General features: G+C 40.6%; 15 protein-coding genes. 4 read left to right on the forward strand and 11 right to left on the reverse strand.

The features are described from left to right. The first annotated feature begins 31 nt into the window (after nt 1-31). The gene (locus G0Q07_RS06085; RefSeq protein WP_163345247.1) at nt 32-1228 is read left to right on the forward strand and encodes an acetate/propionate family kinase; all 1197 of its coding nucleotides are present in this window, start codon (nt 32-34) and stop codon (nt 1226-1228) included. Between the two features lie 341 nt (nt 1229-1569). On the opposite strand, the gene G0Q07_RS06090 is transcribed toward G0Q07_RS06085, so the two are convergent. The 10 genes from G0Q07_RS06090 to G0Q07_RS06135 all read right to left on the reverse strand — a co-directional run bounded on the left by G0Q07_RS06090 (nt 1570) and on the right by G0Q07_RS06135 (nt 16611). Then, nucleotides 1570-4761, reverse strand: coding sequence for a hybrid sensor histidine kinase/response regulator (locus G0Q07_RS06090; RefSeq protein ID WP_163345248.1), 3192 nt, complete (start codon nt 4759-4761; stop codon nt 1570-1572). A 154-nt stretch (nt 4762-4915) separates the two neighbouring features. Next, nucleotides 4916-6931: a transketolase family protein gene (locus G0Q07_RS06095; RefSeq protein WP_163345249.1), complete on the reverse strand. Its 2016-nt coding sequence runs from the start codon at nt 6929-6931 to the stop codon at nt 4916-4918. Nucleotides 6932-7135: 204 nt separating this feature from the next. Further along, a complete protein-coding gene (locus G0Q07_RS06100; RefSeq protein WP_163345250.1) occupies nt 7136-8308 on the reverse strand; it encodes a phosphoglycerate dehydrogenase in 1173 nt (390 codons plus the stop codon). 472 nt (nt 8309-8780) lie between these two features. Further along, nucleotides 8781-9410 carry a Crp/Fnr family transcriptional regulator gene (locus G0Q07_RS06105; RefSeq protein ID WP_163345251.1) on the reverse strand — a complete coding sequence of 210 codons (630 nt, stop codon included), beginning with the start codon at nt 9408-9410 and terminating at the stop codon, nt 8781-8783. Nucleotides 9411-9611: 201 nt separating this feature from the next. After that, on the reverse strand, nt 9612-10781 hold the full coding sequence (gene dnaJ / locus G0Q07_RS06110) for a molecular chaperone DnaJ (RefSeq protein WP_163345252.1): 1170 nt from the start codon (nt 10779-10781) through the stop codon (nt 9612-9614). 18 nt (nt 10782-10799) lie between these two features. Beyond that, a complete protein-coding gene (locus G0Q07_RS06115; RefSeq protein WP_163345253.1) occupies nt 10800-11390 on the reverse strand; it encodes a nucleotide exchange factor GrpE in 591 nt (196 codons plus the stop codon). Nucleotides 11391-11549: 159 nt separating this feature from the next. Then, nucleotides 11550-12071, reverse strand: a complete 522-nt coding sequence (locus tag G0Q07_RS06120; RefSeq protein ID WP_203532682.1) for a peroxiredoxin family protein — start codon at nt 12069-12071, stop codon at nt 11550-11552. Nucleotides 12072-12157: 86 nt separating this feature from the next. Continuing rightward, nucleotides 12158-13462, reverse strand: a complete 1305-nt coding sequence (gene murA / locus G0Q07_RS06125) for a UDP-N-acetylglucosamine 1-carboxyvinyltransferase (protein WP_163345254.1) — start codon at nt 13460-13462, stop codon at nt 12158-12160. A 25-nt stretch (nt 13463-13487) separates the two neighbouring features. After that, nucleotides 13488-14072: a DUF4290 domain-containing protein gene (locus tag G0Q07_RS06130; RefSeq protein WP_163345255.1), complete on the reverse strand. Its 585-nt coding sequence runs from the start codon at nt 14070-14072 to the stop codon at nt 13488-13490. 208 nt (nt 14073-14280) lie between these two features. Beyond that, complete coding sequence (locus tag G0Q07_RS06135; RefSeq protein ID WP_163345256.1) at nt 14281-16611, reverse strand: ATP-dependent helicase; 2331 nt, start codon at nt 16609-16611, stop codon at nt 14281-14283. 437 nt (nt 16612-17048) lie between these two features. Here G0Q07_RS06135 and G0Q07_RS06140 point away from each other — a divergent pair, with 437 nt between their 5' ends. From G0Q07_RS06140 to G0Q07_RS06150, 3 genes are all read left to right on the forward strand, one after another. Then, entirely contained in the window at nt 17049-18341 is a 1293-nt protein-coding gene (locus G0Q07_RS06140; RefSeq protein WP_163345257.1) for a T9SS type B sorting domain-containing protein, read from the forward strand. A gap of 371 nt (nt 18342-18712) precedes the next feature. Beyond that, nucleotides 18713-19315, forward strand: coding sequence for a hypothetical protein (locus tag G0Q07_RS06145; protein WP_163345258.1), 603 nt, complete (start codon nt 18713-18715; stop codon nt 19313-19315). A 185-nt stretch (nt 19316-19500) separates the two neighbouring features. Further along, a complete protein-coding gene (locus G0Q07_RS06150) occupies nt 19501-19824 on the forward strand; it encodes a hypothetical protein (protein ID WP_163345259.1) in 324 nt (107 codons plus the stop codon). Between the two features lie 25 nt (nt 19825-19849). Here the strand turns inward: G0Q07_RS06150 and G0Q07_RS06155 are convergent, their stop codons facing one another. Then, entirely contained in the window at nt 19850-25945 is a 6096-nt protein-coding gene (locus G0Q07_RS06155) for an InlB B-repeat-containing protein (RefSeq protein ID WP_163345260.1), read from the reverse strand. Between the last annotated feature and the right edge of the window lie 2 nt (nt 25946-25947).

Here is a 25947-nt window from a genome sequence, read left to right on the forward strand (position 1 = left end):
GTTACCAGAACTTTAAACGATATATTTAAAAATGAATATTTTAGTAATTAATGCAGGTAGCTCGTCAATTAAGTATCAGTTAATTGACATGAAAACAGAGTTGCCTTTGTCGAGTGGTATTGTAGAACGAATTGGCCTGGAAAAGGGGCTGATCAAACACAAAACATTTATCAATGGTTCGGAAGAAAAGACTGTTGAAGAATTCCCAATCCCTGATCATGGAGTAGGATTAAAACGTGTTGCAGAGTTGTTAATGGACAAGAAGGTTGGCGTTATCAACGATCCATCTGAAATTAAAGCTGTTGGTCACCGTTTGGTGCACGGCGCCGAAACTTTTACTGAAACAGTGGAGATTACCAATGAGGTAAAAGCAAAAGTTAAAGAATTATTCCCTTTGGCACCTTTGCACAATCCGGCGAACCTGATTGGTGTTGAAGTGGCGGAGAAAGTATTTCCAAATGCGAAGCAGGTTGGCGTTTTTGATACGGCTTTTCATCAAAGTATTCCTGAAAAAGCATTCCGTTATGCTTTGCCCGAGAAATTCTATAGCGAATTGCGTATTCGTAAATATGGATTTCACGGAACTTCCCACAAATTTATTTCGGAGAAAGCGATTGAGTATTTAGGAAATCCTGATGCAAAAATTGTAACCATACACCTGGGTAACGGAGCGTCTATGGCTGCCGTAAAAGGTGGCGTATGTGTTGATACAACGATGGGAATGGGACCTTTGAGCGGATTGATTATGGGAACCCGTTCGGGAGATATCGACCCGGCAATTATTTTCTACCTGGCGCAGCAAAAGGGATATTCTGTTCAGGAGATTTCTGACCTGTTGAATAAGGAAAGCGGAATGAAAGGATTAACCGGATTAACTGATATGCGCGATGTGGAAAAACGTCAGAGCGAAGGGGACTCGGTGGCTATTCTTGCGCTGGAGATGTATGCATATCGTGTAAAACAATACATTGGTAGCTATGCCGCTGCCATGAATGGTGTAGATGCTATTGTGTTTACTGCTGGAATTGGCGAGAATGACACATCAGTACGCCAAATGGTTTGCGAAGACATGGATTATTTGGGTATTACCTGGAACGAAGAAAAAGATAAGAACCGAAAAGACGGTGTTCACGAAATAAACGTGGATGGAGCTAAGGTTAAGGTGTTGATTATTCCAACCAACGAAGAGCTGGAAATTGCAAAACAATCGTTGAGTCTGATTGAGTAATTCATACAAAGGAGATATAATAGTGAAAGGCGCATCTTTTTTAGGTGTGCCTTTCTTTTTTATGAGATGAGGCGGATTTAATCTTCTCCTTCTGGCTTAAACTGTTGTGGTTATAATACCATATAAATTTTAGTAACATCAGGATATGATTTTTTGCACATGTGCCTTTATTTACGGTTTTTTTTGGTTGTACATTTCTTGAAACATTAGCTGTACACAGTGTTGTGTAAGAGGATTTATGACAGATTAGATGTGTTTTTGTCCTCTGCCGAACTTTTTCGGCAGGGAAGCAAACGAACTTTTTCAGTTTATGGGTGATTTTAAGGCCCTGTTGAATAGTGTTACTGGCGCATACTATTCGGGTTAAAAAGCTTTTTTATGACTTCAAACAGGTGCTTCTTATTAATTGGTTTCGAAACAAAATCATTGCATCCGACACTAAGCGCTTTGTTTATATCGTCGGTTTGTGCAAATGCCGACTGTGCAATAATTGATACTGATTTGTTAAACTCCCGTATTTTTTTTGTTGCCGTGTAACCATCAATTACCGGCATCTTTATATCCATTAAAATTAGGTTGATATCAGGGGTTTGGCTTGCAATTTTAACAGCTTCTTTCCCGTTTTTAGCAACCAGTAACTCAGTAGCAATATCATTAAGCAAAAGTTTCAGGAGAGCTACTGATACTGCGTCATCTTCGGCAATTAATATTTTCAGCTTATAATTCAACAGACTCCTGTTACTATTTTCATTTTTGTTTCCGTTGGTACTTTCCGCATTTTCAGAGTGTGGAATGGGAAGCATGACAGAAAAGGTGCTACCCTCGCCAAAAGTAGATTCCATACTTATTGTACCATTTAGCATTTCGGTATACGATTTGGTAATTGTGAGGCCCAGTCCCGAGCCTTCAAACACTCTCGAGTCGGCAATATCGGCCTGTACAAATCGTTCAAAAATGGCTTTTTGACGTTCTTCAGGAATGCCAACTCCGGTGTCAGATACATAAAATTTTATTGTTCCATTATCAGCAGTGTAGCCAAATTCAATGGCTCCGGAGGCGGTAAATTTATAGGCATTTCTAATCAGGTTCGTTAAAATGGAGTGTAGCTTATCGGGGTCGGTGTGGAATAAACTAATCGGGTGCCCATTGTTTGCATTTACACTAAAATCGATATTTTTTTTGCGCATCATCGGCTGAAAAAAGTTATACAGATCGTTGATAAATGCGATAAGATTAATGTCCTGCATCCTAAGCAGTACCATTCCCGATTCAATTTTCGAAATATCGATAATATCGTTAATAGTACTAAGCATCCGCTCTCCACTGGTTTGGATGGTGTCGATAAACTCCGAGCGTTGTTTTTCCGACAAATCGGGTTCTTTAAGTAATTCTGTAAAGCCCAGAATACCATTCATTGGTGTTCTTATTTCGTGGCTCATATTTGCCAGAAACGAAGATTTTAGTTTGTCCGTTTCTTCAGCTTTTTCTTTAGCCCGAATAAGCTCGTTTTCTATTCTCTTTTGTTCGGTAATATCTCTAAACTCAACCACGCGAATTTTCTTATTGTTGTAAGGAATCATTCGCCCTGCGAGTCGCAACGGGTATTTTTCTCCATTTTTCCGAAGCCCATAAGTCTCGTAAGGTTGTTCGTATTCTCGTTTAATATTATGCAAAACCAGCTTGCGGTCTTCTTCGGCAATTAGCAGCAATCCATCCATTTCCAGTAGTTCATCGTATGCGTATCCTGTAATGTTGCTTAATCCCTGGTTACAATCTAAAATTTGTCCTTTATCGTGTATGGCAATCCCTCCGAATGAGGCATTATGCAGTGCTTTAAATCTTTTCTCGTTTTGTTCGGCTCTTTGTTTGGCCATTTTTAATGCTTTTACTGTGCGCCTTTTTTCGGTAATATCCTCTTTTACGGCAACAAATTGGGTAATCTGCCCGCTCTTGTCAAAAATTGGTGAAATGTTGGCTTGCTCCCAATAAGATTTCCCGTTTTTTTTCTTGTTTTTTAATTCTCCCTTCCAAATTTGCCCGGATTGTATAGTATCCCACAAGTTTTTATAGAAAAGATTGTCGTGCTTGCCGGAGCTAAGAATGTTTGGCGTTTTGCCAATAACTTCTTTTTTCCGATATCCTGAGTTTCTTTCAAAGTACGGATTTACATACTCAATTTTTCCATTTGCATCGGTTATTAAAATACTTGCCGAGCTTGATTCAACCGCTTTCGACAACATTTCGTTCGTTTGTTCCAGCTTTTTTCTTCGGGTGATATCACTAATAAATCCTTCCAGTAAAATTTCATCGTTGTTATAAACAGCTTTTCCGCGTTCCCAAACCCATTTAAATTCGTTTTGTTTGGTTATTATCCGGTATTCTAATTCAAAACTTCCTTTTGTGTTAATTGCTTTTTGAATCGTATTCCTGATATCATCTCTGTCATCAGGATGAATGATGTCGTCGTAATTTATTGAACCACCCGCTGTCAGTTCATTGGGATGATAACCAAAAAGCTGATAGCTTCCCTCGCTCATAAAATTCATACTCCAGGATGAATCGTTTTTACAGTTATAAGCAACTCCCGGAAGATTATCAAGTAGTCGATTTAGTTTTTCCTTATTCTTTTTTATTTCTTCCTGCAATTGAAAACGTATAGAAACATCGCGAACTGCAGCTATCCTTACTATTTTGCTCTTGTATGGAATGCTACGGGCTTCAATTTCTGCATAGCCAATGGTTCCGTCCTTTTTCTTGGCGCCAACAACAAATGGTTTAGAATTTTCGGTTTGTATGCTTGCAAGCGCTTTATGGTGGTCTTGTTCAACAATAAAACCCGATAACAGATTCTTCCCAACCAGCTCTTCTCGCGAATAACCTGTAATCTTTAGTAGTGTTTGGTTTACTTCAAGAATAGTTCCTTTATCGTGAATTATTATCCCTTCAAATGATGATTCGGAGAGAAAACGAAAATATTCTTTCTGTTCTTCCAGCTGTTTCAGTGACTTTTTTAACTCCTTGTTCTGTTTAAATTTTGATAAAGCATAGGTAATATTGTTTGACAGATCAACAAAGCCAATTTCTTCTTTAGGGTGTATGGCATCCTTGGCCGGAATGGCGGCGCATAATACACCTAATGTTTGTTTATTTTCCTTTATCGGAGCTAGAAAAGGAGTCCAGGTTTTAGTGTCGAGGTTGTTAAGGAGCTCAGCAGGTAAATTAGTAATTACGGATTCGGTTGTATCTGAAATGTCCTGCCGTAGCTTTTCTAAAAGTCCGTTTGATAGGAGCTTTGTATCAATATTGTCGATAATTGAAGCATCTCCGGAGCTGGTAAAGTATTTAATGTGCTGCTCATCATCAAAAAGAGCTATCCAGGCAAAACAATAACCACGTGTATCAACTAGTACCTTACAGGTTTTATCGAGTATGGATTCCGGTTGTTTCTCTGAAATTATTAAACGTTGAATTTTACGTGAGGTATCAATGATTTTATGGAGGTGTGCAATTTTTTGGTCAGCTCGGTTTTTCATTACTTAATTACCTTGGTTTTCTTGAAAAAGAATATGATACTTTACTCCTATCCGGGGTGTAATATAATAAAATTGAGACGTATAAATAGATCTGTGATATAAAAAAAGGTGCCTCATAAATGAAGCACCTTTTGATGTATGATTATTGTTATTCTTATGCCAATAATTCTTTTACCTGGTTGTATACGTTTTCACCGGTATAACCCAGTTTAACATCCAACACTCCGGCAGGAGCAGAAAACCCAAATGATTCAAGTCCAAATACTTTTCCGTCCATTCCTACCAAGCCTTCAAGTGTAACAGGCAATCCGGCAGTTAAGCCAAATTTAGTAATTCCTGCAGGCAGCACTTCTTTTTGGTATTCGGCACTTTGTGAACGGAACAGCCCTTCAGAAGGAACGGATACGATACGGCTTTTTACACCGTCTTTTGCCAGCAACTCGGCACCGTCAACCAATGTACTTACTTCCGATCCACTTGCCAACAGAATTACATCAGGAGTACCTTCGCAATCCTGAAGAATGTAGGCCCCTTTTGCAGCTCCCTGGGCAGTTTCGTAAGTAGTAACGTCTTTAATTCCCTGGCGCGAAAGAATAAGTGCAGTTGGAGTTTCTGTATTTTCCATAGCCATTTTCCATGCGACAGTAGTTTCGTTTCCGTCGGCCGGACGAAGTACCAACATCGAATTTTTGTGGTTGTGGTTTTGTAATTTTTCTAACAGGCGAATTTGTGCCTCCTGCTCAACCGGCTGGTGAGTAGGACCATCTTCTCCAACACGAAAAGCATCGTGTGTCCAGATATATTTTACCGGTAGCTCTTGTAATGCTGCCAAACGGGCTGCTGGTTTCTGATAATCGCTGAAAACGAAGAATGTTCCACTTGCAGCAATAACACCTCCGTGCAATGCCATACCGTTCATAATGGCGGCCATTGTTAACTCAGAAACACCTGCTTGCAGGAATTGTCCGGTAAAGTCACCTTTCTTAAATGAAGTTGTATTTTTTAGGAAACCGTCGGTTTTATCCGAGTTTGAAAGATCGGCAGATGAAACAATCATGTTTTCTACCTCGTTAGCAAATACTGAAAGAACAGCTGCAGAAGCACCACGTGTTGCAACACCTGCTTTTTGCTCAATCTTGCTGTAGTCGATTTCCGGAAGTTTGTTCGAGAAGAAAGCTTTTAGTTTTACGGCTAATTCAGGATTTGCAGCTTCCCATTTTTCTTGTTCTGCTTTTTTCGCTGCAGCTGCTTCAATCAGCTCAGCCTTACGTGCTTCGTAGTATTCTTTAACGTCGTCGAAAATAACAAATGGGTTTTCAGGATCGCCACCCAAATTTTCAATCGATTTTTCGAATGATGCTCCGGCGCCTGATAATGGCTGACCGTGAGATGAACATTGCCCTTCGAAACATTCACCAGCTTCAGTAATGGCTCCTTTACCCATTATTGTTTTACCAATTATCAGGGTTGGTTTTTCAGTTTCTGCCTGGGCATCTTTTAATGCTTTACGAATCGCATCAGCATCGTTACCAACAATTGTAACAACGTTCCAGCCCCAGGATTTATATTTCATTTCAGTGTCTTCATTCGTAACCTCGTCGGTTTCTGTCGATAACTGAATGTCGTTAGAATCGTAGAACATGATCAGGTTGCTTAATCCCAGGTGACCTGCAATTCTCCCTGCCCCCTGTGAAATTTCTTCCTGAACACCACCATCAGAGATGAATGTGTATGTTTTATGCGACATCCATTCGCCAAAACGGGCAACTAAAAAACGCTCGGTAATGGCTGCTCCAAGAGCCATAACATGCCCCTGTCCCAGAGGACCGGAAGTATTTTCGACGCCACGTTCAACGTCTACTTCAGGGTGTCCCGGAGTTACGCTTCCCCACTGACGGAAATTGGCAACATCATCCATGCTGTAAAATCCTGCCAATGATAAAATTCCGTAAAGCATTGGAGACATATGACCCGGATCGAGGAAAAAACGGTCGCGGTTTGCCCATGTCATGTCCGATGGATCGTAATTAAGGAATTCAGAATAAAGGATGTTAATAAAATCTGCTCCACCCATTGCTCCGCCAGGGTGGCCCGATTTTGCTTTTTCAACCATTGCAGCAGCCAGAATACGAACATTATCAGCTGCTCTTACTTCAATACTTTTACTCATTTTTTTCAATTTAATTTCAATTTACTGTAGGCAGGACAGGAGCGCCAAAAATAGTAAAAAACAGGGACTTGGACAGACGCATTGCCTGTTATTAATAATAATTTAGCAATCAGCGGTGTACAATTATAGACAATAAAAAAGGAGAACCAGATTTGAATCCGATTCTCCTTCTCGATATAGTATTTTCCTATGACCTTTGTTGTCTTATGCATTAATCAAACGAACCATAAAGATTCCGTCGATAGCCAACAGTTTTTCTTTTACGCTGTCATTAATTGTGTCGGCATCAACATCGATAATGTTATACGCAATATCATCGCGTTTTTTGTTCAGCATATTATCGATGTTCAATCCCTCGGCAGCCAATACAGTTGAAATCTGGCTTACCATATTCGGAATATTCCGGTTTCCGATCAGGATGCGGCTTCCACCGTTGCGCTCCAATTCTGCTGCAGGGAAATTTACCGAGTTTTTAATATTTCCGTTCTCCAGGTAGTCGCGCATTTGATCAACCGCCATAATGGCACAGTTGGTTTCCGACTCTTTTGTTGATGCTCCCAGGTGAGGAATTGAAATTACGTTATCCAGTTTTAGGCATTCTTCATCAGGGAAATCGGTAATGTATTTAGCTACTTTTCCCGATTCGATAGCAACTTTTAAATCGCTGTGGTCTACTAAACCTCCACGTGCAAAGTTCAGAATTTTAACGCCATCTTTCATCATGGCAAATTTGTCTTTGTTGATGTATCCTTTTGTGTCGGGCAACAATGGAATATTGATGGTAATAAAATCGGCTTTTTGCAACAACACCTGAATACCTTCAACTACTTCTACTTCGCGGCTAAGTTTTAGTGCGTGTTTTACCGACATGTATGGGTCGTAACCAATTACATTCATGCGGAGTGCGGTGGCTGCATTCGCTGCCAAAACACCAATGGCACCCAATCCGATTACAGCCAGCGTTTTTCCTTTTATTTCATGCCCCGCAAAGTTCTTTTTTCCTTTTTCTACTAACGAAGAAACGTTGTCGCCCTCTCCAATTAGTGTTTTTGCCCAATTTGCTGCTCCAATATAATCGCGCGACGATAATAGCATTCCGGCAATTACAGCCTCTTTTACACCATTGGCGTTGGCACCCGGTGTATTAAAAACTACGATTCCTTTCTCGGTGCATTTCTCGATTGGAATATTATTTACACCGGCTCCGGCTCTTGCAACAGCTTTTACCGACGATGGAATTTCAACATCATGCATTTTAAAACTGCGCAAAACAATAGCATCCGGATTTGGAAGTTCGCTTGCAATCTCGTAATTGTCGAGCGGGAATAATTTAAGACCATCGGGGTCAATCTTATTCAGCGTTTGAATTTTAAACATGTAGCTTGCTTTTTAATTGATTTTCTCTGTAGCTGATTAGAGTACCCAAAATCGCAAAATATTGGATAGCATCTGTTTTGGTGACAAATATCAGCATTATATCTATAAATTATAAGCGATTGAAGGGATTAGTTTTCAATATGAAATTAACATTAATGAAACGAGTACTAGAATGGAAATAATTTCAACATTTTGCTTATCGCCTTTTTTGAAAAAACCTCTACGGATATTGAAATGAAAATTTGGACTATCGAATAAAATATACTCCATAATTTACACCAGTAGAAAGAGCTGAGATAGCTTGGATAAGGGCAAAGAAAAAGCCAGACCCTACAGTCTGGCTCATCAACCTTCAACTACTAACCGATTTTATAACCCAAAAAATTATGAAACAATAGTTATGAACTATTATGTCTTTAGATTTTATATCTGCAAATAAAATAATAGAATACTAGTGAGTATGTAATGTAAGTCACAAAAGCCCGGAAAAATCAATAAAATTTCTGGAAAGTGAAACTTTACCCTTTTTTTCAAGCTTTTTTAGTAAGCGAGAGATCACTTCCCGTGATGAATTTAGTTGAAGAGCCAGATCCTGATGTGTACCGGAGAAAGTGTGCACTCCTGATTTTTTATAGCGGTCGACAAAAAACTTGATTAAACGCTCATCGAGTTTTAAAAAGGCAACAGCATCAAGCGTATTCATTAATTCGCGAAATCTGCCCTGGAAGGTCTGCATTACGTATTGTTTCCACAAAGGGTATTTGCTTGTCCAGGTATCAAGCATTTCAACCGGAATAAGCAGCACCTCTGTATCTTCTTCGGCAATGGCATTTACTTCGCTTATTTGGCGGGCCATACAGCATGTTAACGACATGGCACAAACTTCGTCGGCCTGTAGGTAATAAAGTAGTAGTTCGTTGCCGGCTTCGCTGGTGCGCGAAACCCTTATCAGACCTTTTAGCACCATTGGAAAACTGGAAATAAACTGCCCCTCTCGAATTAATGTTTCGTGTTGTGCAAACTTTTTTCTTACGGCAACTTTCAGAATTTCTTCCTGTAGTTCGGGTTCAAGAAAATTGTATCTTGTATAAAAGTCTTCCATGTTAGTAGTTCAATTTCAGCAAATTTAATGTTGTGTCTCATTTATGCAAAATAAAACGATCAAATACGGTAGATATGTAAAATTTTCTAATTGAAATGGTTAGGCATTTACATGGAATAAATTCTAAAGAGCTGTGACAGAAACAAAAAAAGATTCCAAATGAGTAAGGAATCTTTTTCTTTTTATCGTTTTCAATTTCTTTTATTCAAATATGTCTTTCATTTTTTGAAAGAATGACCTTTCCTGTGCTGACGGTCCGCCTTGAAATCCTTCAGAGTCCTGAAGTTTCTCGAGTGCCTTTTTTTCTTCAACACTCAGTTTTTTTGGTATCCAAACATGCACACGAACCAACAAGTCGCCACGGCCATACCCATTCACATCAGGAACTCCTTTTCCGCGCAAGCGAAGAATTTTTTCTGGTTGAGTGCCGGGTTCTATTTTTACTTTTACCTTGCCATCAACCGTTGGAATCTCCGAAGTTGTTCCAAGCGTAATTTCCGGGAACGATAAGAACAGGTTATAAATAAGATTATTTCCATCGCGAACTAATTCCTGATTATCATCTTCGGTAATTACCACCAGCAAGTCGCCATTAATTCCACCTCTTCGTCCGGTATTTCCTTTTCCCGAAACATTCAATTGCATTCCTTCGCCAACGCCAGCCGGAATTTTAATATTAATCACTTCTTCCTCGCGAATAACTCCTTCGCCGGCACAATGGTTACACTTGTCGGTAATCATTTTTCCCTCGCCCTGGCAAGTTGGACATGCTGATGTGGTTTGCATTTGCCCCAACAAGGTGTTCTGAACACGTGTTACCTGACCGGCACCACCGCACGTTCCGCAAGTGGAGTAAGACGATCCGTTTTTAGCTCCTGTTCCGCTACAAGGCTGGCAGGCTACATATTTTTTTACTTTTATCTTTTTCTCAACGCCGTTAACAATTTCCTGGAGGTTCAATTTTACCTTTACACGCAGATCGGAACCACGGCTAACTCTTCGACCGCCTCTGCTTCGACCGCCTCCGCCGCCACTAAATCCTCCGAATCCGCCAAAATGTCCGCCAAAAATATCGCCGAATGCCGAGAAAATATCTTCAACGTCGGAGAATCCGCCTCCGCTGAATCCGCCACCACCGGCGGCACCACCCATTCCGGCATGACCATATTGATCGTAACGTTGTTTTTTCTCCGGATTGCTCAGTACTTCGTATGCTTCGGCTGCTTCTTTAAACTTGTCTTCAGCTTCCTTGTCATCCGGGTTTTTGTCCGGATGGTATTGGATTGCCTTTTTACGGTAGGCTTTTTTTACCTCTTCAGCGGAGGCATCTTTGCTAACTCCTAATACTTTGTAATAATCTCTTTTTGCCATTATTCTTCCTCTGAATTATTATTCTCCGATTACAACTTTGGCAAACCGGATTACCTTTTCGTTTAAGCAATAACCTTTTTGAATTACATCAACTACTTTGCCTTTTAATTCTTCGCTTGGTGCAGGAATCTTTGTAATGGCTTCGTGCAAATCAACGTCAAAATCAGCGTTCTGAGCTTCAATTTCTTTTACGTTGTTTTGTTTTAGAAATTCCTGAAATTTCTTGTATATCAGTGCAGATCCATGTTTTCCTGCATCTTCATCAGCCAACTCTTTCATTGAATCCAGGGCACGCTCAAAATCATCGATAACCGGAAGTATATTTACCAGAACCGTTTCGCCACCCGATTTAATCAGATCGGCTTTTTCTTTAATCGTTCTTCTTCTGAAGTTGTCAAATTCAGCTTGCAAACGCAGGTGTTTGTCCTGAAGTTCCTGTAACTTTTCTCCAAGCTCTTCCAACTGATCTTTCTTATTATCTTTTTTCGATTTTTTCTTCTTACCTTTCTTCTCTTCCGCTTTTTCCTCCTTTTCAGCAGCACTATCTTCAACCTGAGTTGTTTTATCTTTTTCTTCTTCTGTTTCCTTGTTTACTTTTTCTTCTGCCATTTTTCCTTATTTTTCAGTTTAAATAATTAACTGCGAGCGTTTTTTATGCTACGCTGACATATCAAAAATTTTGCCATGCAAATATAAACGACAAATTGGCACTCGAAATCAGTTTCGTGTGCCAATTTGAACGATTTATTCTATTTTTAAACTAAGGCCTTACAGCTCTTCTGCAACTATTTTGTTAAGAGCAGCATCAAGTGCCGGGCCACGTAGCTTTTTAGCAATGATAACCCCATTTTTATCAATAAGGTAATTATCAGGAATACCGCGAACCTGATAGATCATACGATATTTTGAATTCCATTTTTTGAAATCGCAAATGTGATTTGGCCATTCAAGACCATCTTTTTCAATGGCTGCTTTCCATCTTTCGGCCGAGTCGTCGAGCGACACTCCAAAAACTGTAAATCCTTTGCCATTGGTAAATTTGGCATCTTTATATTTTTTATAAGTGGCTACAACATTCGGATTTTCTCGTCGGCATGGGCCACACCACGCAGCCCAAAAATCGATTAATACAACTTTGCCTTGTAAGTCTGATAATTTTATGGTTTCGCCATTCGGGCCTGTACCAATAAGTTCAGGGGCTTTGTTGCCAATATTTAAACCAAGTTCCTGGGCATTTATAAATGTGGTACCCATAAATATGATCGTCGCCAATAAAATAAGTTTTTTCATTTTTTTTCGTATTGATATTTCTAAAAAGTCAAATATAGAATTTTATCTAGTAACACAAAGTTATGATTAATGTTTTAACAAGGCATCTACATTCTTGTGATGTGAGCTCCAAGCGCATTTAAGCGGCGGTCGATGTTCTCGTAACCGCGGTCGATTTGTTCGATATTGTCGATAGTGCTGGTGCCTTTTGCCGACATAGCTGCTATAAGAAGTGCAATTCCTGCACGAATATCGGGCGATACCATTTTTGTGGCGCGTAAGATGTTTTTCCTGTCGAGGCCAATTACGGTGGCGCGGTGCGGATCGCACAGGATGATTTGTGCTCCCATATCAATCAGCTTGTCAACAAAGAATAAACGGCTTTCAAACATTTTCTGATGTATGAGCACGCTTCCTTTTGCTTGCGTGGCTACTACCAGTAAAACACTCAATAAGTCGGGTGTCAGTCCTGGCCACGGTGCATCGGAAATGGTCATTATCGATCCGTCGATATAGGCATCTATCTCATAATGTTCGGTATCTTTTACCAGCAGATCGTCGTCGAGCTGTTCCACCTTTATTCCCAGCCGACGGAATGATTCCGGGATTATTCCCAGGTGTTCAATGCCCACATTCTTAATAGTGATCTCGGAAGCTGTAAGGGCTGCCAAACCAATGAAACTGCCAACTTCAATCATGTCGGGCAGTATGCGGTGTGTGCATCCTTTTAGCGACGAAACACCTTCGATGGTAAGCAGGTTTGAACCAATTCCTTGAATTTTTGCGCCCATTGCTACCAGCATTTTGCAGAGTTGCTGCAGGTATGGTTCGCAGGCTGCATTGTAAATGGTAGTGGTTCCATTGGCCAAAACGGCTGCCATTACAATATTTGCTGTTCCGGTAACCGAAGCTTCGTCGAGCAACATATAAGCGCCGGTAAGTTTTTCGGTTGAAACGGAGTACCACATGTTTTCGCGATCGAAATCAAAGCGGGCTCCCAATTTTTGCAGACCGATAAAGTGTGTGTCAACTCTGCGACGGCCAATTTTATCACCTCCAGGTTGTGGAATAAATCCCTTTCCGAAACGGGCCAATAGCGGGCCAATAATCATTATCGAGCCACGAAGTACTGCTGCTTGTTGGGCGTATTCCGGGCTTTTTAAAAAATCGATGTCGACTTCCGAGGCGTCAAAACTATAGTTGCCTTTTGACAAGCGCTTTGACTGAACGCCCAAACCTTTCAGAATTTCTATTAATTTCAGCACATCCCGAATCTCCGGAATATTTTCGATGATTGTTTTTTCTGCTGTTAACAGGGTGGCACAAATAACCTGAAGCGCCTCGTTTTTTGCTCCTTGCGGTTCAAGGTCTCCTTTTAATTTAAAACCACCTTCAATTTTGAAAGTCGACATGGGGTGTGAGATTATAGCGTATTACCTATTTTTTCTTTTTTGATTTTTTCTTTTTTGGAGTACTAACCAGTGTTTTAACATCGGCAAGCTGAGTACCTTCCGGAACTTTTAATTTACCACCTGAAATTTCTTCCAGATCATTGAAAATCAAACGGTCCTCAACAGCATCTTTATTCCATGAGAGGTACGATTTTTTCATGTGGTTGGCCAATTGCTCAATGATGATGTCACGCTCTTCGCCTTCAAAGCTGTCGGCCTCTTTTATTAAAAGTTCCATGGTTCGCCCATAATGCTTGTACTTTATTCTGTTTTTGCTATACGGAACGGTATTGGGCAATTCTTTTAACGATTCCGGCGTTGGCGGCTCGTAAGGGAAATCAATGTCTAATTGAAAATTCGACATAATGGCCAGGTGGTCCCATAGTTTATGTCTGAATTCCTGAACATCGCGTAAATGAGGGAAAAGGTTGCCCATTACATCGATAACCGTTTGTGCCGATTTGTTACGTTTTTCGCGGTCTTCAATAGTTAACAGGTAATCAACCATGTTTTGTATATTTCTTCCATATTCAGGAAGAGCCATTTTATTTCTCTTTGTATTATAATCCATCTGTAAATGTTTAATGCTAATAATCTAATTTTCAAGTAAATTGGAATTATCTGCGAAATGATGTTACAAAACTAATCATTTCCCGATAAATCCCGAAGTATTTATTTTCATACGATTAAAATTGTTGATTTAATCCGTATTGTATGAAACCCGCACTTTAGTCATTCCTTTGGATGTAACGATTTAACATGCTGGTTTCAATCACTTATTATGTTTTTATTTTCAACTTGGCGAATTTTAGCAGTAATTGTTTTTGAGTACCGGATTTAAAGAATACGGTTGCTTTTATATTGGGTGCAACTCCTTCAATATTAATTACCTTTCCTTCTCCAAAGCGTTGGTGTTCGACAACCATTCCGGTTTGTATTTTTTCCGGTGCATCGCCCTGAAAAGTATTCTGCACTTTGTTGCTTTCTTTTAACGAAACGAGTTTCTTATTGAAAAAGTTTTGCGACTCGCGTGTTTTAAATGCGCCGGGTGCCTGGCGGCGGACAGAATTTTGATGATAACGCTCGGGTTGAATATCGTCATTGCTCTCCGCTCGGCGTGCAGGAGAGACCTGTGCCGCAACACCCGAACTATCAAGAAACTGTCCATCAATATCTTCAAGAAAACGACTTGGTGAACAAAAATCAAGATTTCCCCAGCGGTAGCGTTGGTTGGCATACGAAAACCAGGCATTCTCTTCTGCACGGGTTAGCGCCACATAAAATAGTCGGCGTTCTTCCTCAAGTGCTTCCGGTTTGTTATCGTTATTTTGATTGGATGGAAACAGATTTTCTTCCAAACCCACCACAAATACATTTTTAAATTCCAGCCCTTTTGACGAGTGCACGGTCATCAGTGTCACCTTGTTCTTGTCCTCTTCCTTCTCATTATCCTGATCGGTTAATAGCGCAACATCTTCGAGGTAATTTTCAAGTTTCTCGGGTTCGCCGGTTTCCAGGGCATTAATGCTAAATTCCTGGATACCATTTAGCAATTCCTGAATGTTTTCGTGGCGGCTCAATCCTTCGGGCGATTTGTCGGTATAAAGTTCCTTTAAAATACCGGTTTCTTCGGCAATGGTTTTTGCCGTATCAATAGCATCATTGTTTGCCGACAATTCTCTGAATTTTTCAATCAGCGCAACAAACTTCATTATTTTGCCAACGGTACCTTTATTAAAATTGGCATGATTTATTGTTGGTAAATCGGTGACAATCTTCCAAATTGATGTTTCGTTATTTACGGCTGCCGCTTCTAATTTCGAGAGGGTAGTAGCTCCAATTCCCCGCGCCGGATAATTAATAATGCGCTTTAAAGCTTCGTTATCTGCCGGGTTTATAGTCATTCTGAAATAGGAGAGCAGGTCTTTAATTTCTTTTCGTTGATAGAAACTTAAGCCCCCATAAATTTTGTACGGAATATTTCTTTTGCGCAACGATTCCTCAAAAATCCTCGATTGCATATTGGTGCGGTACAAAATGGCAAAGTCTTCGTATTTGTAATGGTCACGCAACTGCAATTGGGCAATTTCCTGAGCTACCATAAAACCTTCTTCGTTGTCGGTTAAAGCCGAAATAAGTTTTATGGGTTTACCAGTGGCGTTTTCTGAAAACACTTTTTTAGGAATTTGCCGTTTGTTTTTGGCAATTATGCTGTTGGCGGCATTAACAATGGTTTGTGTTGAGCGGTAGTTTTGCTCCAGCTTAAACACTTTATGTTCGGGGTAATCCGATTTAAAATTTAGAATATTCTCGATTCGGGCACCACGGAATGAGTAGATACTTTGTGCATCGTCGCCCACCACGCAAATATTTTTATGTGCCGCGGCCAGCTTTTTTACAATCAGGTATTGCGAGTAATTGGTATCCTGGTACTCATCAACCATTACGTAACCAAAACGTTCCTGGTATTTTTTCAGTATTTCAGGATTATCGCGAAAAAGCAGGTTTGTTTTTAACAGCAGATCATCAAAATCCATTGCGCCGGAAAGAAAACAGCGTTTGGCGTATTCTTTATAAATCTGGACAATTTGCGGCATGCGCATACTTTTGTCGGCCGTGCGGATTTCCGATGAGTTCTCATATGCACTTGGTGTAATCAGGTTATTTTTTGCCATCGAAATCCGACTGGCAACCACACCCGGTTTGTAAATCTTATCATCGAGCTGAAAACTTTTAATGATCGTTTTTATCAAACTTTTACTGTCGGCACTATCGTAAATCGTAAAGTTCGACGGGTAGCCAATGGTTTCGTGTTCAACACGCAAAATACGAGCAAAAATACTGTGAAAAGTACCCATCCAAAGGTAGCGCGCCGTGTTTTCGCCCACCACGCTGGCAATACGTTCTTTCATTTCTCGGGCTGCCTTGTTGGTAAAGGTAAGCGATAAAATACTTGACGGGCGGGCACCCTGTTTCAACAAATTAGCAATGCGGTAAGTTAAAACACGCGTTTTTCCCGATCCGGCTCCTGCAATTACCAGTGCCGGTCCTTCGGTACGAAGAACAGCCTCTCTTTGGGCTTCATTTAAATTTTGAAGATAATCGAACACTATAGATTTCTTTTTTTGCTTTGCAAATATAAAATTCTGATTGATAAAAATGTTTTGACGTCGTTATTAGAGTGGGGGAGATGTCGGTTAAACATTCGGATTTCAATCGCAGTAAAATAACAACTGGCGAACCAAGTTGTTTTGGGCAAAAATAAACGATGTTCGAAGTAAATTGGTGCGAATGCCAGGTCTTTTATTAACAATTTACTGAAGCCTTTAGTATTTAGGCTGCGGTTCACTATTTTTGTCGGTACCACCGATTGGAAATCAAAATAGGACTTTGGTTCAACTATTTCCAAACTCTCTTTGCTTAACCATCGGTATTAACCATTGTAATTTCACAGTTTCGCTTAAGGCTCACTTTGAAAAACAATTGGTTTAACACGCAATTAAATGAAATTTATACGTTAATATTGTATCTTAAAGCGCAATAATTTATGAAGCGAAGTCTTTTTATTGTAACTATTCTGGTGTTTTCTTTTTACGCTCTCCAGGCACAAATAACTTCGCCCGGAGCCGACGCCACCGATGTAACACAATACCCTGTTTTTACAGAAACCGACGATATCTTTATTTTTTGTAGTAACGACTCGTTAAACGATGTAGGAGCTTTAACAGCCAGTACCGAACTGACAGGGACAAAAACATGGTTGTGGGAAAAGTATAATGAAACTACCGGTGTATTCGAGTTAGAATTTCAGGAAAGTACGGATGCCACTTCATCGCAGATAAACGCTCTGGCCGATGGTTGTTACCGAATAACCATTACGCAGGGAGCAACTACCGAAGTAGACCGTGCGTGGGTTTTTAATAACTGGATGTACGCCGGCGGAGAGGTAACTGTATCGAATTGCGAGTATTTCAGAATAGATGGAGAGATAAATTCGGCAGTGCTCACTTATAACGATTTAAGCAGCAATGCTCCTGTTTTTGTGAATAAAGATGTGCAGGTGGAATGGCTGGAAGATGGAGACCGGATTGCATCGGTTTTAAACTTGACGGTTTATGATCCGCCAACAGAAAATACAAACTACAGTTTGCGTGTTTACGATAAATTCGATTGCGATGCACAGTCAACTGTTTTGTACGAATCGATTGTGACTAAAGCCAAATTTACTGCCGATCCGATGAGTGGAGAAGCACCGCTTGATGTTACTTTTTCGAATAATTCGGAAAACGGAACGCCCGGCTATTTTGAATGGTTTTTTTACCACGATCTGAATAAGATAAAAAGAGAATCAGAAGGAACGGAAGAGCCGGTTGACAGTATTATGCTGGTGGCTTACGATGATGCGCCTTTTTATACCTACGAAAATTCCGGAACTTACATGGTAAGGCTGGTATCAAAACATCTTTCCGATTCGCTTACTTGTGTTGACACTGTTTATTTGGAGGATTATATTGAGGTAGATACTTCGTTTATTGCTGTACCTAATGTATTTACGCCAAACGGCGATGGAACCAACGATGAGTTTGTGGTTCAGTTCTGGTCGATGCAAAGTATTGAGATTAACATTTTTAACCGCTGGGGAAAACGCGTGCATTACTGGCAAAGCGGCGATGTTCGGGGGTTTGATGATACCTTCTCCGAAACAGTGTGGGATGGCCGGATAATGGGAGGTCGTTATGCCAGTCCCGGGGTGTATTACTACGATGTTGTAGGCCGTGGACGAGATGGTGAAAAACGCAAAAAACACGGCTTTGTCCATTTGTTTCGTAACAAAGATTAATTAACGGTTTAGGTACTTAAAATTAATTTTCAATTTGCTTTTTATTCTGTAACAACCTCGTTCAAATTATCTGTATTTCGTTTTTGTACACGCATTTCTGACATTGTAAATTTTTGCACAGCAAGTACGTATTAGTTTATTTCTATTCCTTATATTTGCCCCTTCAGGCAAACCTTAATTAATTATTGTGCGTATATCAACGGATTGTATAGCATTGTAAAGCTTGCTGTTCGTTTAATTCCTTACCGAAAAAGTAACAAGTGTAAGGATTCTGCGTTACTTGAATAGTTCAAAGATTTTTATTGGAATTTATTAGAAATATTCGGCCATCGGAGAAATGACCGGCCATTAAATCGAAAATTGTTTGTTGTATGAAAAAGATATTTGCTCTAGTTGTATTGGTTCTTGTTGTTTCCGGCTCGTTTGCTCAAAAGGATATAAATGCCTGGAAACAGGAACAATCATTACCCAATCAATACGAAGTTTTTAAGAAGAACCTTAATTTTTGGAATGGATCTTACTTTTTGGAAGAAGATCAGTTAGATGATTTCTACGAGGCACTGACCGATACCATTGGTTTGTTGGAGAATAATGTGGATCAGAAAAACAGTCAGATCCGAAATTTAAACAGTGAGTTAAGCACGAGAGATGAGCAAATGAGTACCTTGCAACAACAACTTGATGAGAGTTTGAAATTGCAAAATTCAATCGTCTTTCTGGGGATGCCTATTAACAAGAATGCCTACTCGGTTACCATGTATTTGCTTATTGCCGGAGTGCTTGTTTTAGCTGGATTTGTGTTTCTTTTATATAAGCGGAGTCTTGCTGTTACACACCGCACGAAAAAGGATTATGACGAGTTAAAAGAAGAGTACGAAGTGCATAAAAAGAATGCTTTGGAACGTTACACCAAGATAAATATGGAGTTGCACCAAACGCGTTTGGAGCAGAAAAGAGGCTCAATCAAGTCTTGATTGGCAACTTTGCCTACTTTATAAAAGTTTTTTATTAATCATCCTCCCCATATATGATTTCCATGTTGGTTCTCTCAATGTTTTTAGCCTTTGGTGCTGAAGCATTGTAATAAGCAGCTTTGCAGACATTTTATGTTGCTCGGGTCTTGTAATTTGTTGGTTATAGGTTTCCTACAGCCGTGTAGTTGGCCGGAAAACTTTTTTGCCAGCTTGTTGCAGCTCTACGGCAAGCAAAAAAATCTGTTGGCTCGGCTGTTGCAAAGCTGCGGCAAGCAAAAAAACTTGTTGGCTTGCCTGTTGCACGGCTGCGGCAAGCAAAAAAATGTTATGGCTGGTCTCTCGCAGCACTGCATCAGGCAAAAAAATGTTATGGATGGTATGTCGCAAAACTGCGGCAAGTGAAAAAGTCTTGTGACGGGCATGTCGCACAGTTGCGGCAAGGAACAAAACAAAATCCCGATCCGTTAAAAACGAACCGGGATCTTCATTCGAAAATGAGAGCTATTTAATGCGCAATAACCTTTTGCGTTTTACTTATTTTGCCTGATGTAACACGGACAAGATAGTTCCCGAAGCTTTAAACAAAGTTGATTCAAATTGTATTTCGCTTTGCATGTGTACTTCTTTTTGCATAATTAATCGTCCGTTCATATCCAGGATCTGAATTTCCCAATCCTGATTGCCATTGCCAAAACTAACCGTAAAATGATCGGTAACCGGATTTGGATAAACACTGAAATTCAATACCATTCCAAAGTTTTTAACACCAACTTTTGCATCAACTACTACAACAATTGTTTCGGTTAAGGTATCTCCCTGCGATATTGCATCAAATGCAATTATTGATGTTCCAATGCTATCGGAGTTGAAATTTAGGTTCAGTATATCTCCGCTTATATCTGGCTGACTAATATTGGTATTGCCGGCTGATACCAGAGCGAAGCTAAATTCAGCATCAGCATCTTCGTCGTAGAAATAATCGCTTAAAATAAAGCTTACTGTTTCGGCACCTGCTTTGGCAAAAACCGTATCAAATTCAGCAAGGGCAACAGGTTTGTCGTTTATATTTACAACCTCGAGCCATAATGAATCGAGTATTGTAGAAGTTCCATCGCTTATTTCAATGTCGATTTCCTTAGCTCCAACATCTGCGTTCTCCGGAGTTCCGAAAAGCTCGATTGTATACTTTGAAAGTACCTGGTATGAAAGCCAGTCGGGGAGGTTGCCAAGTACGAAGTTGAGCGAGTCTCTGTCATAATCTTCGGCTTTCAAAATAAAGCTAAACAGACTGTCTTCCGTTGCCTGCACTGAGTTTTCGAAATGCGGAACGGGAGCATTGTTTGTATTGGTAACCGAAACAGCGAACAATACTTCGTCTGATAGTTGATCGGTATCAGTAACTTTTGCTTTTACAATAAAATCTCCTGAATAATTTGATGGTGGAGCTATTGTTAGCACCGGAGCACCTTCTTGTAAAGTAACTGAATAATTAGCTGCTATAGTTGGCATGGTGTTAAAAGTCCAGCTCAAATCTTCCATTTCCGTATCCATGTCAGATACATTCAAATTAAGGTTAAGAGAATCGCCTTCGTTCATCGTTTGGTTAGCAACAGACAGCAGATTGGGTGCCATTTTAACAGCGCCAACGTTTAGGTAGTATACTCCGGTAATGCTTTCGTTATTATTCGATACCTGGAATACAACCGAATCGAGCACATTGCTATTATCGGTAGCCGTATAAGAACACCTGTAAGTTGTTAAAATTGATCCGCTGTAGGCATTAAGGCTAAAATTGTTTAGTGTTCCATGTTCCGGATCTTTTAATATCGAAACCTGTACTTGCTCAAACGGATAGGTTTTGTCAATACCGATAAACTCAAGTCCAATTGTTTGTCCGTAACGAAGGTGTGCTTCGTCGTTGATGGTTAACAGCGAATTTTCTTCATTCGGAACTTGTAAGCTCTTGGCGGCACTTAAATTAGTAAGAGTTAATACTTCGGCGAAAGAAGTCAGCTCACCATCAGAAGCACGGAAAACGATATAGTCTTCATTCGTTTCAGGATTGTTAACGGTGAAGTTGTAAGACTGATTTTCAGTATGACTTACTGCGCCTCCTAAAACACTGCTGTTTTCAGGAACAAAAGTGATGTTCAGTTCGTTGTCAGCCGATTCAATATCTGAAATAAAATTGCTGAGATTAAACGAGATAGGACTGGTGTTTTGTGCATCGATTGTTGATGACAAAGCTAGTGGCCGATCGTTAACCGATTCAACCGTTAGGGTTACAGTTGCTATTTGCGAAACACTTCCTTCCAAATCGGTTACACTGAATGTTAGTTCGTCGGTGCCATTGAAATCTTCCTGCGGGCGATAGGTGATTTGGTTGCTGTCTTGCAAAAACTCCACACTGTTTAATGGCGCTGTTTCAATAGTAAAAATCAGGTCTTCAATTGCATCTTCTGCATCAAGGGCCTGCAGTTGAAAAGTGATTACAGAATCTTCGAGCAAGCTAAATTCCTGGCTGTAAGCAACAGGCGGTTCATTTGTTGTGCAGAAAACACTCTGGTTGAAACAAACTACAGGAATTACGATATTCGTACTTTCAACCGTAAGCAGTCTGTTTCCTGTCTCCTGATTGACTTGTGCACCTGTTGGCGCTTCAAAGTTATTCGGATTGCTACTTTCTCCGTTTATAAATTTGTATTCGTACGCCTTGTTTTCTTCAAGTACGATTGTTGAGGTGTAAATGAATTCACTTTCGTTGTTGAGTTGAATTGGATCTGTCCAGTTGTTCCAGCTACCAATTAAATAAACGCCGCTGTCTGACACCAGTTCGTTTTGCATGTCAACCGCAAATGTTACCGCGTAGGTCGGAATTACCACTTCGAAATTGGCGGTCAGAGTTATGTCTTCCTCTGCTGTAAAAGTGTATTCCGCATTAACGGAAACAACAGAGTCGCCGGCTGTCCAGCTCACAAAAGAATAACCATCGGCCGGAACAGCCGAGATTGGTACGCTTTCTCCGGCTTCGTACGTTCCCTCTCCGCTGGTGGTTCCCTGCTCGCTGTTGCTAATGGTTGCCACCTCGTAGAAGTTGGTGCAGGCCAAACAACTGTTAAAACAAACGGTTGCGAGTGTTGAATCCTGCAGTGGAACGGTGAGATACCTGTTGTTTGAATCTCCGGTGGTGCAGTCGGCAAAAAAGTTCTCCCAGGTACTGCCATTTATGAATTTGTACTCGTAAAGCGAGTCGCACAGCAGTTCTATTGTGGCTGAATAAACTGATCCGTTGGCCGATAATTCAGTGGGTGTTGACCAGTTATTCCAGCTTCCCATAACAAAAATACCTGCTGTTGAAATGGTGTCGTTTTTCATATCAACGCTAAAGGTAACTTCTGCCGATGGAGGCACAGGAAGGAAATTAGCAGTCAGCACTGTTTCTTTTGTTGCTGTAAATTGGTAAACCGAATCAGTTGAAGCAATTAAGTCGTTAGTTGTCCAGTTCAGGAAGTAGAAATCTGGATTGGCAATGGCTTGCACTTCAACCGTACTTCCCTCTATGTAAATCCCTGCTCCAGTTAAGGTTCCTGCGTTGTCAGGATTTACCTCGGTACTAATTTCATATTCCGGCGGACAGGCCGTGCAGCGGTTGAAGCAAACCGTTGAAAGAGAGTAGTTGGTATTAGGAGTGGTAAATTGGCGGTTGTTGTCGTTTCCAATTGTACAATCGCCGCTAAAGTTTTCATAAGTAGTGCCATTAATGAACTTATACTGGAATGTTGATCCAATTGTTAGGTCAATACTAGCTGAATACTTATTTTGTCCGGCACTAAGAGCAACTGCCTGCTGCCAGTTGTCCCAGCTACCTCTTACGAATACTCCCGATTGGGCCACTGTTTCGTGTTGCATATCCACATTAAATGTAACCTGAACTGTTGGTATTGTAAAGTTTGCCTGAAGTTGGATGTCGCTGCTAAGAATGAACTCGTAGTTTTCATTGATTGATACAACAGAACCATTAACCGTCCAGTTTGTGAAAATATATGATTCGCTTGCAGTTGCCGAAACGATAATGGTGTCTCCATCGATATATGTTCCATGGCCACTTGTTATTCCCCCTTCAGTAGGACTAACATTGGTTGATACGGTATAAATTGGCGGACAATTTTCGCACGAGTTAAAACAAACCAGGCCAAGCGTTGTGTCTTGTTCCGGAGTGGTAAAATAGCGGTTGTTATTTTGCAGATCAGTACATTCCGCGATAAAATTTTCGTAGGTTTCACCATTTACAAATTTGTATTCGATGTAACTTCCTTCTTCAATGTCTACCTGTGCCGAATAAATTGTACCGTTGCTGGTAAGTGGCACCGATTGTGACCAGTTGTCCCAGCTTCCGCGCACAAGAACCGAATCGGCTGCAGTTTCACTTTGCATATTTACTCTGAATGTAACAGTAACTTTGTTGGGGCGGCGTTGCAGGCCACCGGCTGCTCTTGGTGAAACGCGGTAGGTGTTGTAGCGGTAGGTTTCTACTCCCCAGATATCGTAGAAAGCACCTACTTCCATTGTTGGCTGATAAAGGTAATTGTCGATAATTACCGTATCGCCCGCTTCCGAAACTGTAATGTATTGGTTGAATTCATCCAGTTCAACAACTTCCATGTTCGAAAGTCCCACAAAAACAGATTCGTAATCCTCGCCAATCCACGTTGCATTGATGTACGCCGTGCCAACAACTGGCTGATCGTTACTGTAATCAACTGCCAGTACGTCTTTCAGTTCTGTTAAACCGTTGTACTCATCGGTATAAGCTGTTAACGTTATAAAGTCTCCTTGTGTATAGGTTTTAACTAAAGTTGTATCGTAGACAAATATTCCGTTACGGGCTCCTGTGTCATCCTGAATAAATGCACCGTATTGATTAGTAGCCATAATTTTACCCGTAGTTGTAACTGGTTGCCCAAGGTACGGCGAAACATCTCCGTCGCCCTGAATATCGCTAATGGCAAGGATTGGAGGTTCGGTGCATAGTGCACACTGTGCAAAACAAACCAAATCGAGGGTTGTGTCGTTTTCAGGTATCACAATCATGCGGTTGGCATCGTTTCCGTAGGCGCAGTCTTGCCCGGTAATAATTTCGTATTGTTCCCATAGGTCGGGAGCTCCGTTAATGAATTTGTATTGAATGGTATCGCCAACGGTAAGATTAAGTGTTGAGGAATATACCGTTTCGCTAGCTGCTAATTCCACGGCTTCGGCCGGATTCCAGCTACAGAACGAGCCACTGATATATACGCCATCGTCTGTTAATGGCTGGTTTTTCATATCGACTTGGAAAGTAACATTTGCAGAAGGGAGGATTTCCTGAATGCCACCGGCTGCTCTTGGGCAAACCCGGTAGGTATCGTAACGATAATTTACTATTCCAAAAATATTGTAAAGCTTACCAACTTCCATCGTTGGTTGGTACAGGTAATTGTCGATAATAACGGTATCGTTGGTTTCCGAAACAACCAGGTTTTGGTTGTATTGATCTACGCCAATGGCTTCCACATTTGAAAGCCCCACAAAAACCGACTCGAAATCTTCGCCAACTACTGACGCATCGATATTTATAGCGTATATATCGAAAGGTTCTTCACTCCAATCGGTACTCACAATGTCCTTTAACTCTGTCATTCCATTGTTTTCGGTGGCAGTTGCAAGTACTTCAATAGAGTTGCCTGTCGAATAGTAATTGATCAGGGTGGTGTCGTAAATAAATATGCCGTTTCGTACCCCGGTACTATCCTGCAAAAAGGCACCATATTCATTTATTGCCATTATTTTACCTGCTGTTTTTACCAGCTGGCCTTCGTACGGTGTAATTTCACCGTTGCCCTGTATTTCCTGAATGGCCATATAAGGGGCATTGTATTGTTCGCAACTTGCACAGTATGAAAAGCAGGTTAATGGAAGAATGGTATCATTTTCAGTAACATTAAGCAAGCGGTTTCCGCTATTGAGAACGATGCAGTTGCCAATGGGGATACTTTCCCATCCGTCGACCCCATTCGTAAATTTGTATTGATTCTCTTTTCCTTTTCGAAGTGTTACCGTTCCGGAGTAGATCGTTCCCGACTTATTTAATTGTTGCGGATTCCAATCATTCCAGCTACCACGCAAAAATACGCTGTCGTTTGAAACTGTTTCATTTTGCATATCAACGCTGAAAGTCACATCTACAGTCACTTTTTCGATGTCATTATCACTACCCGGACAAAGCCTGAAAGAATCAAAACAATAATGAACTACTCCGGCAATATTATAGTGTTGGCCAATTTCAAGTGTCGGCTCAAAAAATGAGAAGTCGATAAGTGTAGTGTCAAGGTATGGATCAACAATTATGTATTGTCCATACTGATCAATGTCGGCAACTTCAACATCGTTCAGCTGCACCAAAACACCTTCGTAATCTTCATTCATTTGCCAGGCATCAATATTTATTGGATCTACCCAGTACTGATTTTCGGCAAACTGGTGGAATTGTACCTGGTTTAAACTTGTCCTGTCGTTGTATTCTTCGGCTACTGCAATAAAATGTACTGCATTGCCTACACTGTAATGGTTAATCAAATCCGGTTCGTACACCC

Source organism: Draconibacterium halophilum (assembly GCF_010448835.1).
GTDB classification, from domain to species: Bacteria; Bacteroidota; Bacteroidia; order Bacteroidales; family Prolixibacteraceae; genus Draconibacterium; species Draconibacterium halophilum.

Bases quoted from the DNA above. Each gene is read 5' to 3' on its own strand.
- G0Q07_RS06085 (WP_163345247.1), top strand. From the start codon at position 32: ATGAATATTTTAGTAATTAATGCAGGTAGCTCGTCAATTAAGTATCAG.
- G0Q07_RS06090 (WP_163345248.1), bottom strand. From the start codon at position 4,761: ATGAAAAACCGAGCTGACCAAAAAATTGCACACCTCCATAAAATCATT.
- G0Q07_RS06095 (WP_163345249.1), bottom strand. From the start codon at position 6,931: ATGAGTAAAAGTATTGAAGTAAGAGCAGCTGATAATGTTCGTATTCTG.
- G0Q07_RS06100 (WP_163345250.1), bottom strand. From the start codon at position 8,308: ATGTTTAAAATTCAAACGCTGAATAAGATTGACCCCGATGGTCTTAAA.
- G0Q07_RS06105 (WP_163345251.1), bottom strand. From the start codon at position 9,410: ATGGAAGACTTTTATACAAGATACAATTTTCTTGAACCCGAACTACAG.
- dnaJ (WP_163345252.1), bottom strand. From the start codon at position 10,781: ATGGCAAAAAGAGATTATTACAAAGTATTAGGAGTTAGCAAAGATGCC.
- G0Q07_RS06115 (WP_163345253.1), bottom strand. From the start codon at position 11,390: ATGGCAGAAGAAAAAGTAAACAAGGAAACAGAAGAAGAAAAAGATAAA.
- G0Q07_RS06120 (WP_203532682.1), bottom strand. From the start codon at position 12,071: ATGAAAAAACTTATTTTATTGGCGACGATCATATTTATGGGTACCACA.
- murA (WP_163345254.1), bottom strand. From the start codon at position 13,462: ATGTCGACTTTCAAAATTGAAGGTGGTTTTAAATTAAAAGGAGACCTT.
- G0Q07_RS06130 (WP_163345255.1), bottom strand. From the start codon at position 14,072: ATGGATTATAATACAAAGAGAAATAAAATGGCTCTTCCTGAATATGGA.
- G0Q07_RS06140 (WP_163345257.1), top strand. From the start codon at position 17,049: ATGAAGCGAAGTCTTTTTATTGTAACTATTCTGGTGTTTTCTTTTTAC.
- G0Q07_RS06145 (WP_163345258.1), top strand. From the start codon at position 18,713: ATGAAAAAGATATTTGCTCTAGTTGTATTGGTTCTTGTTGTTTCCGGC.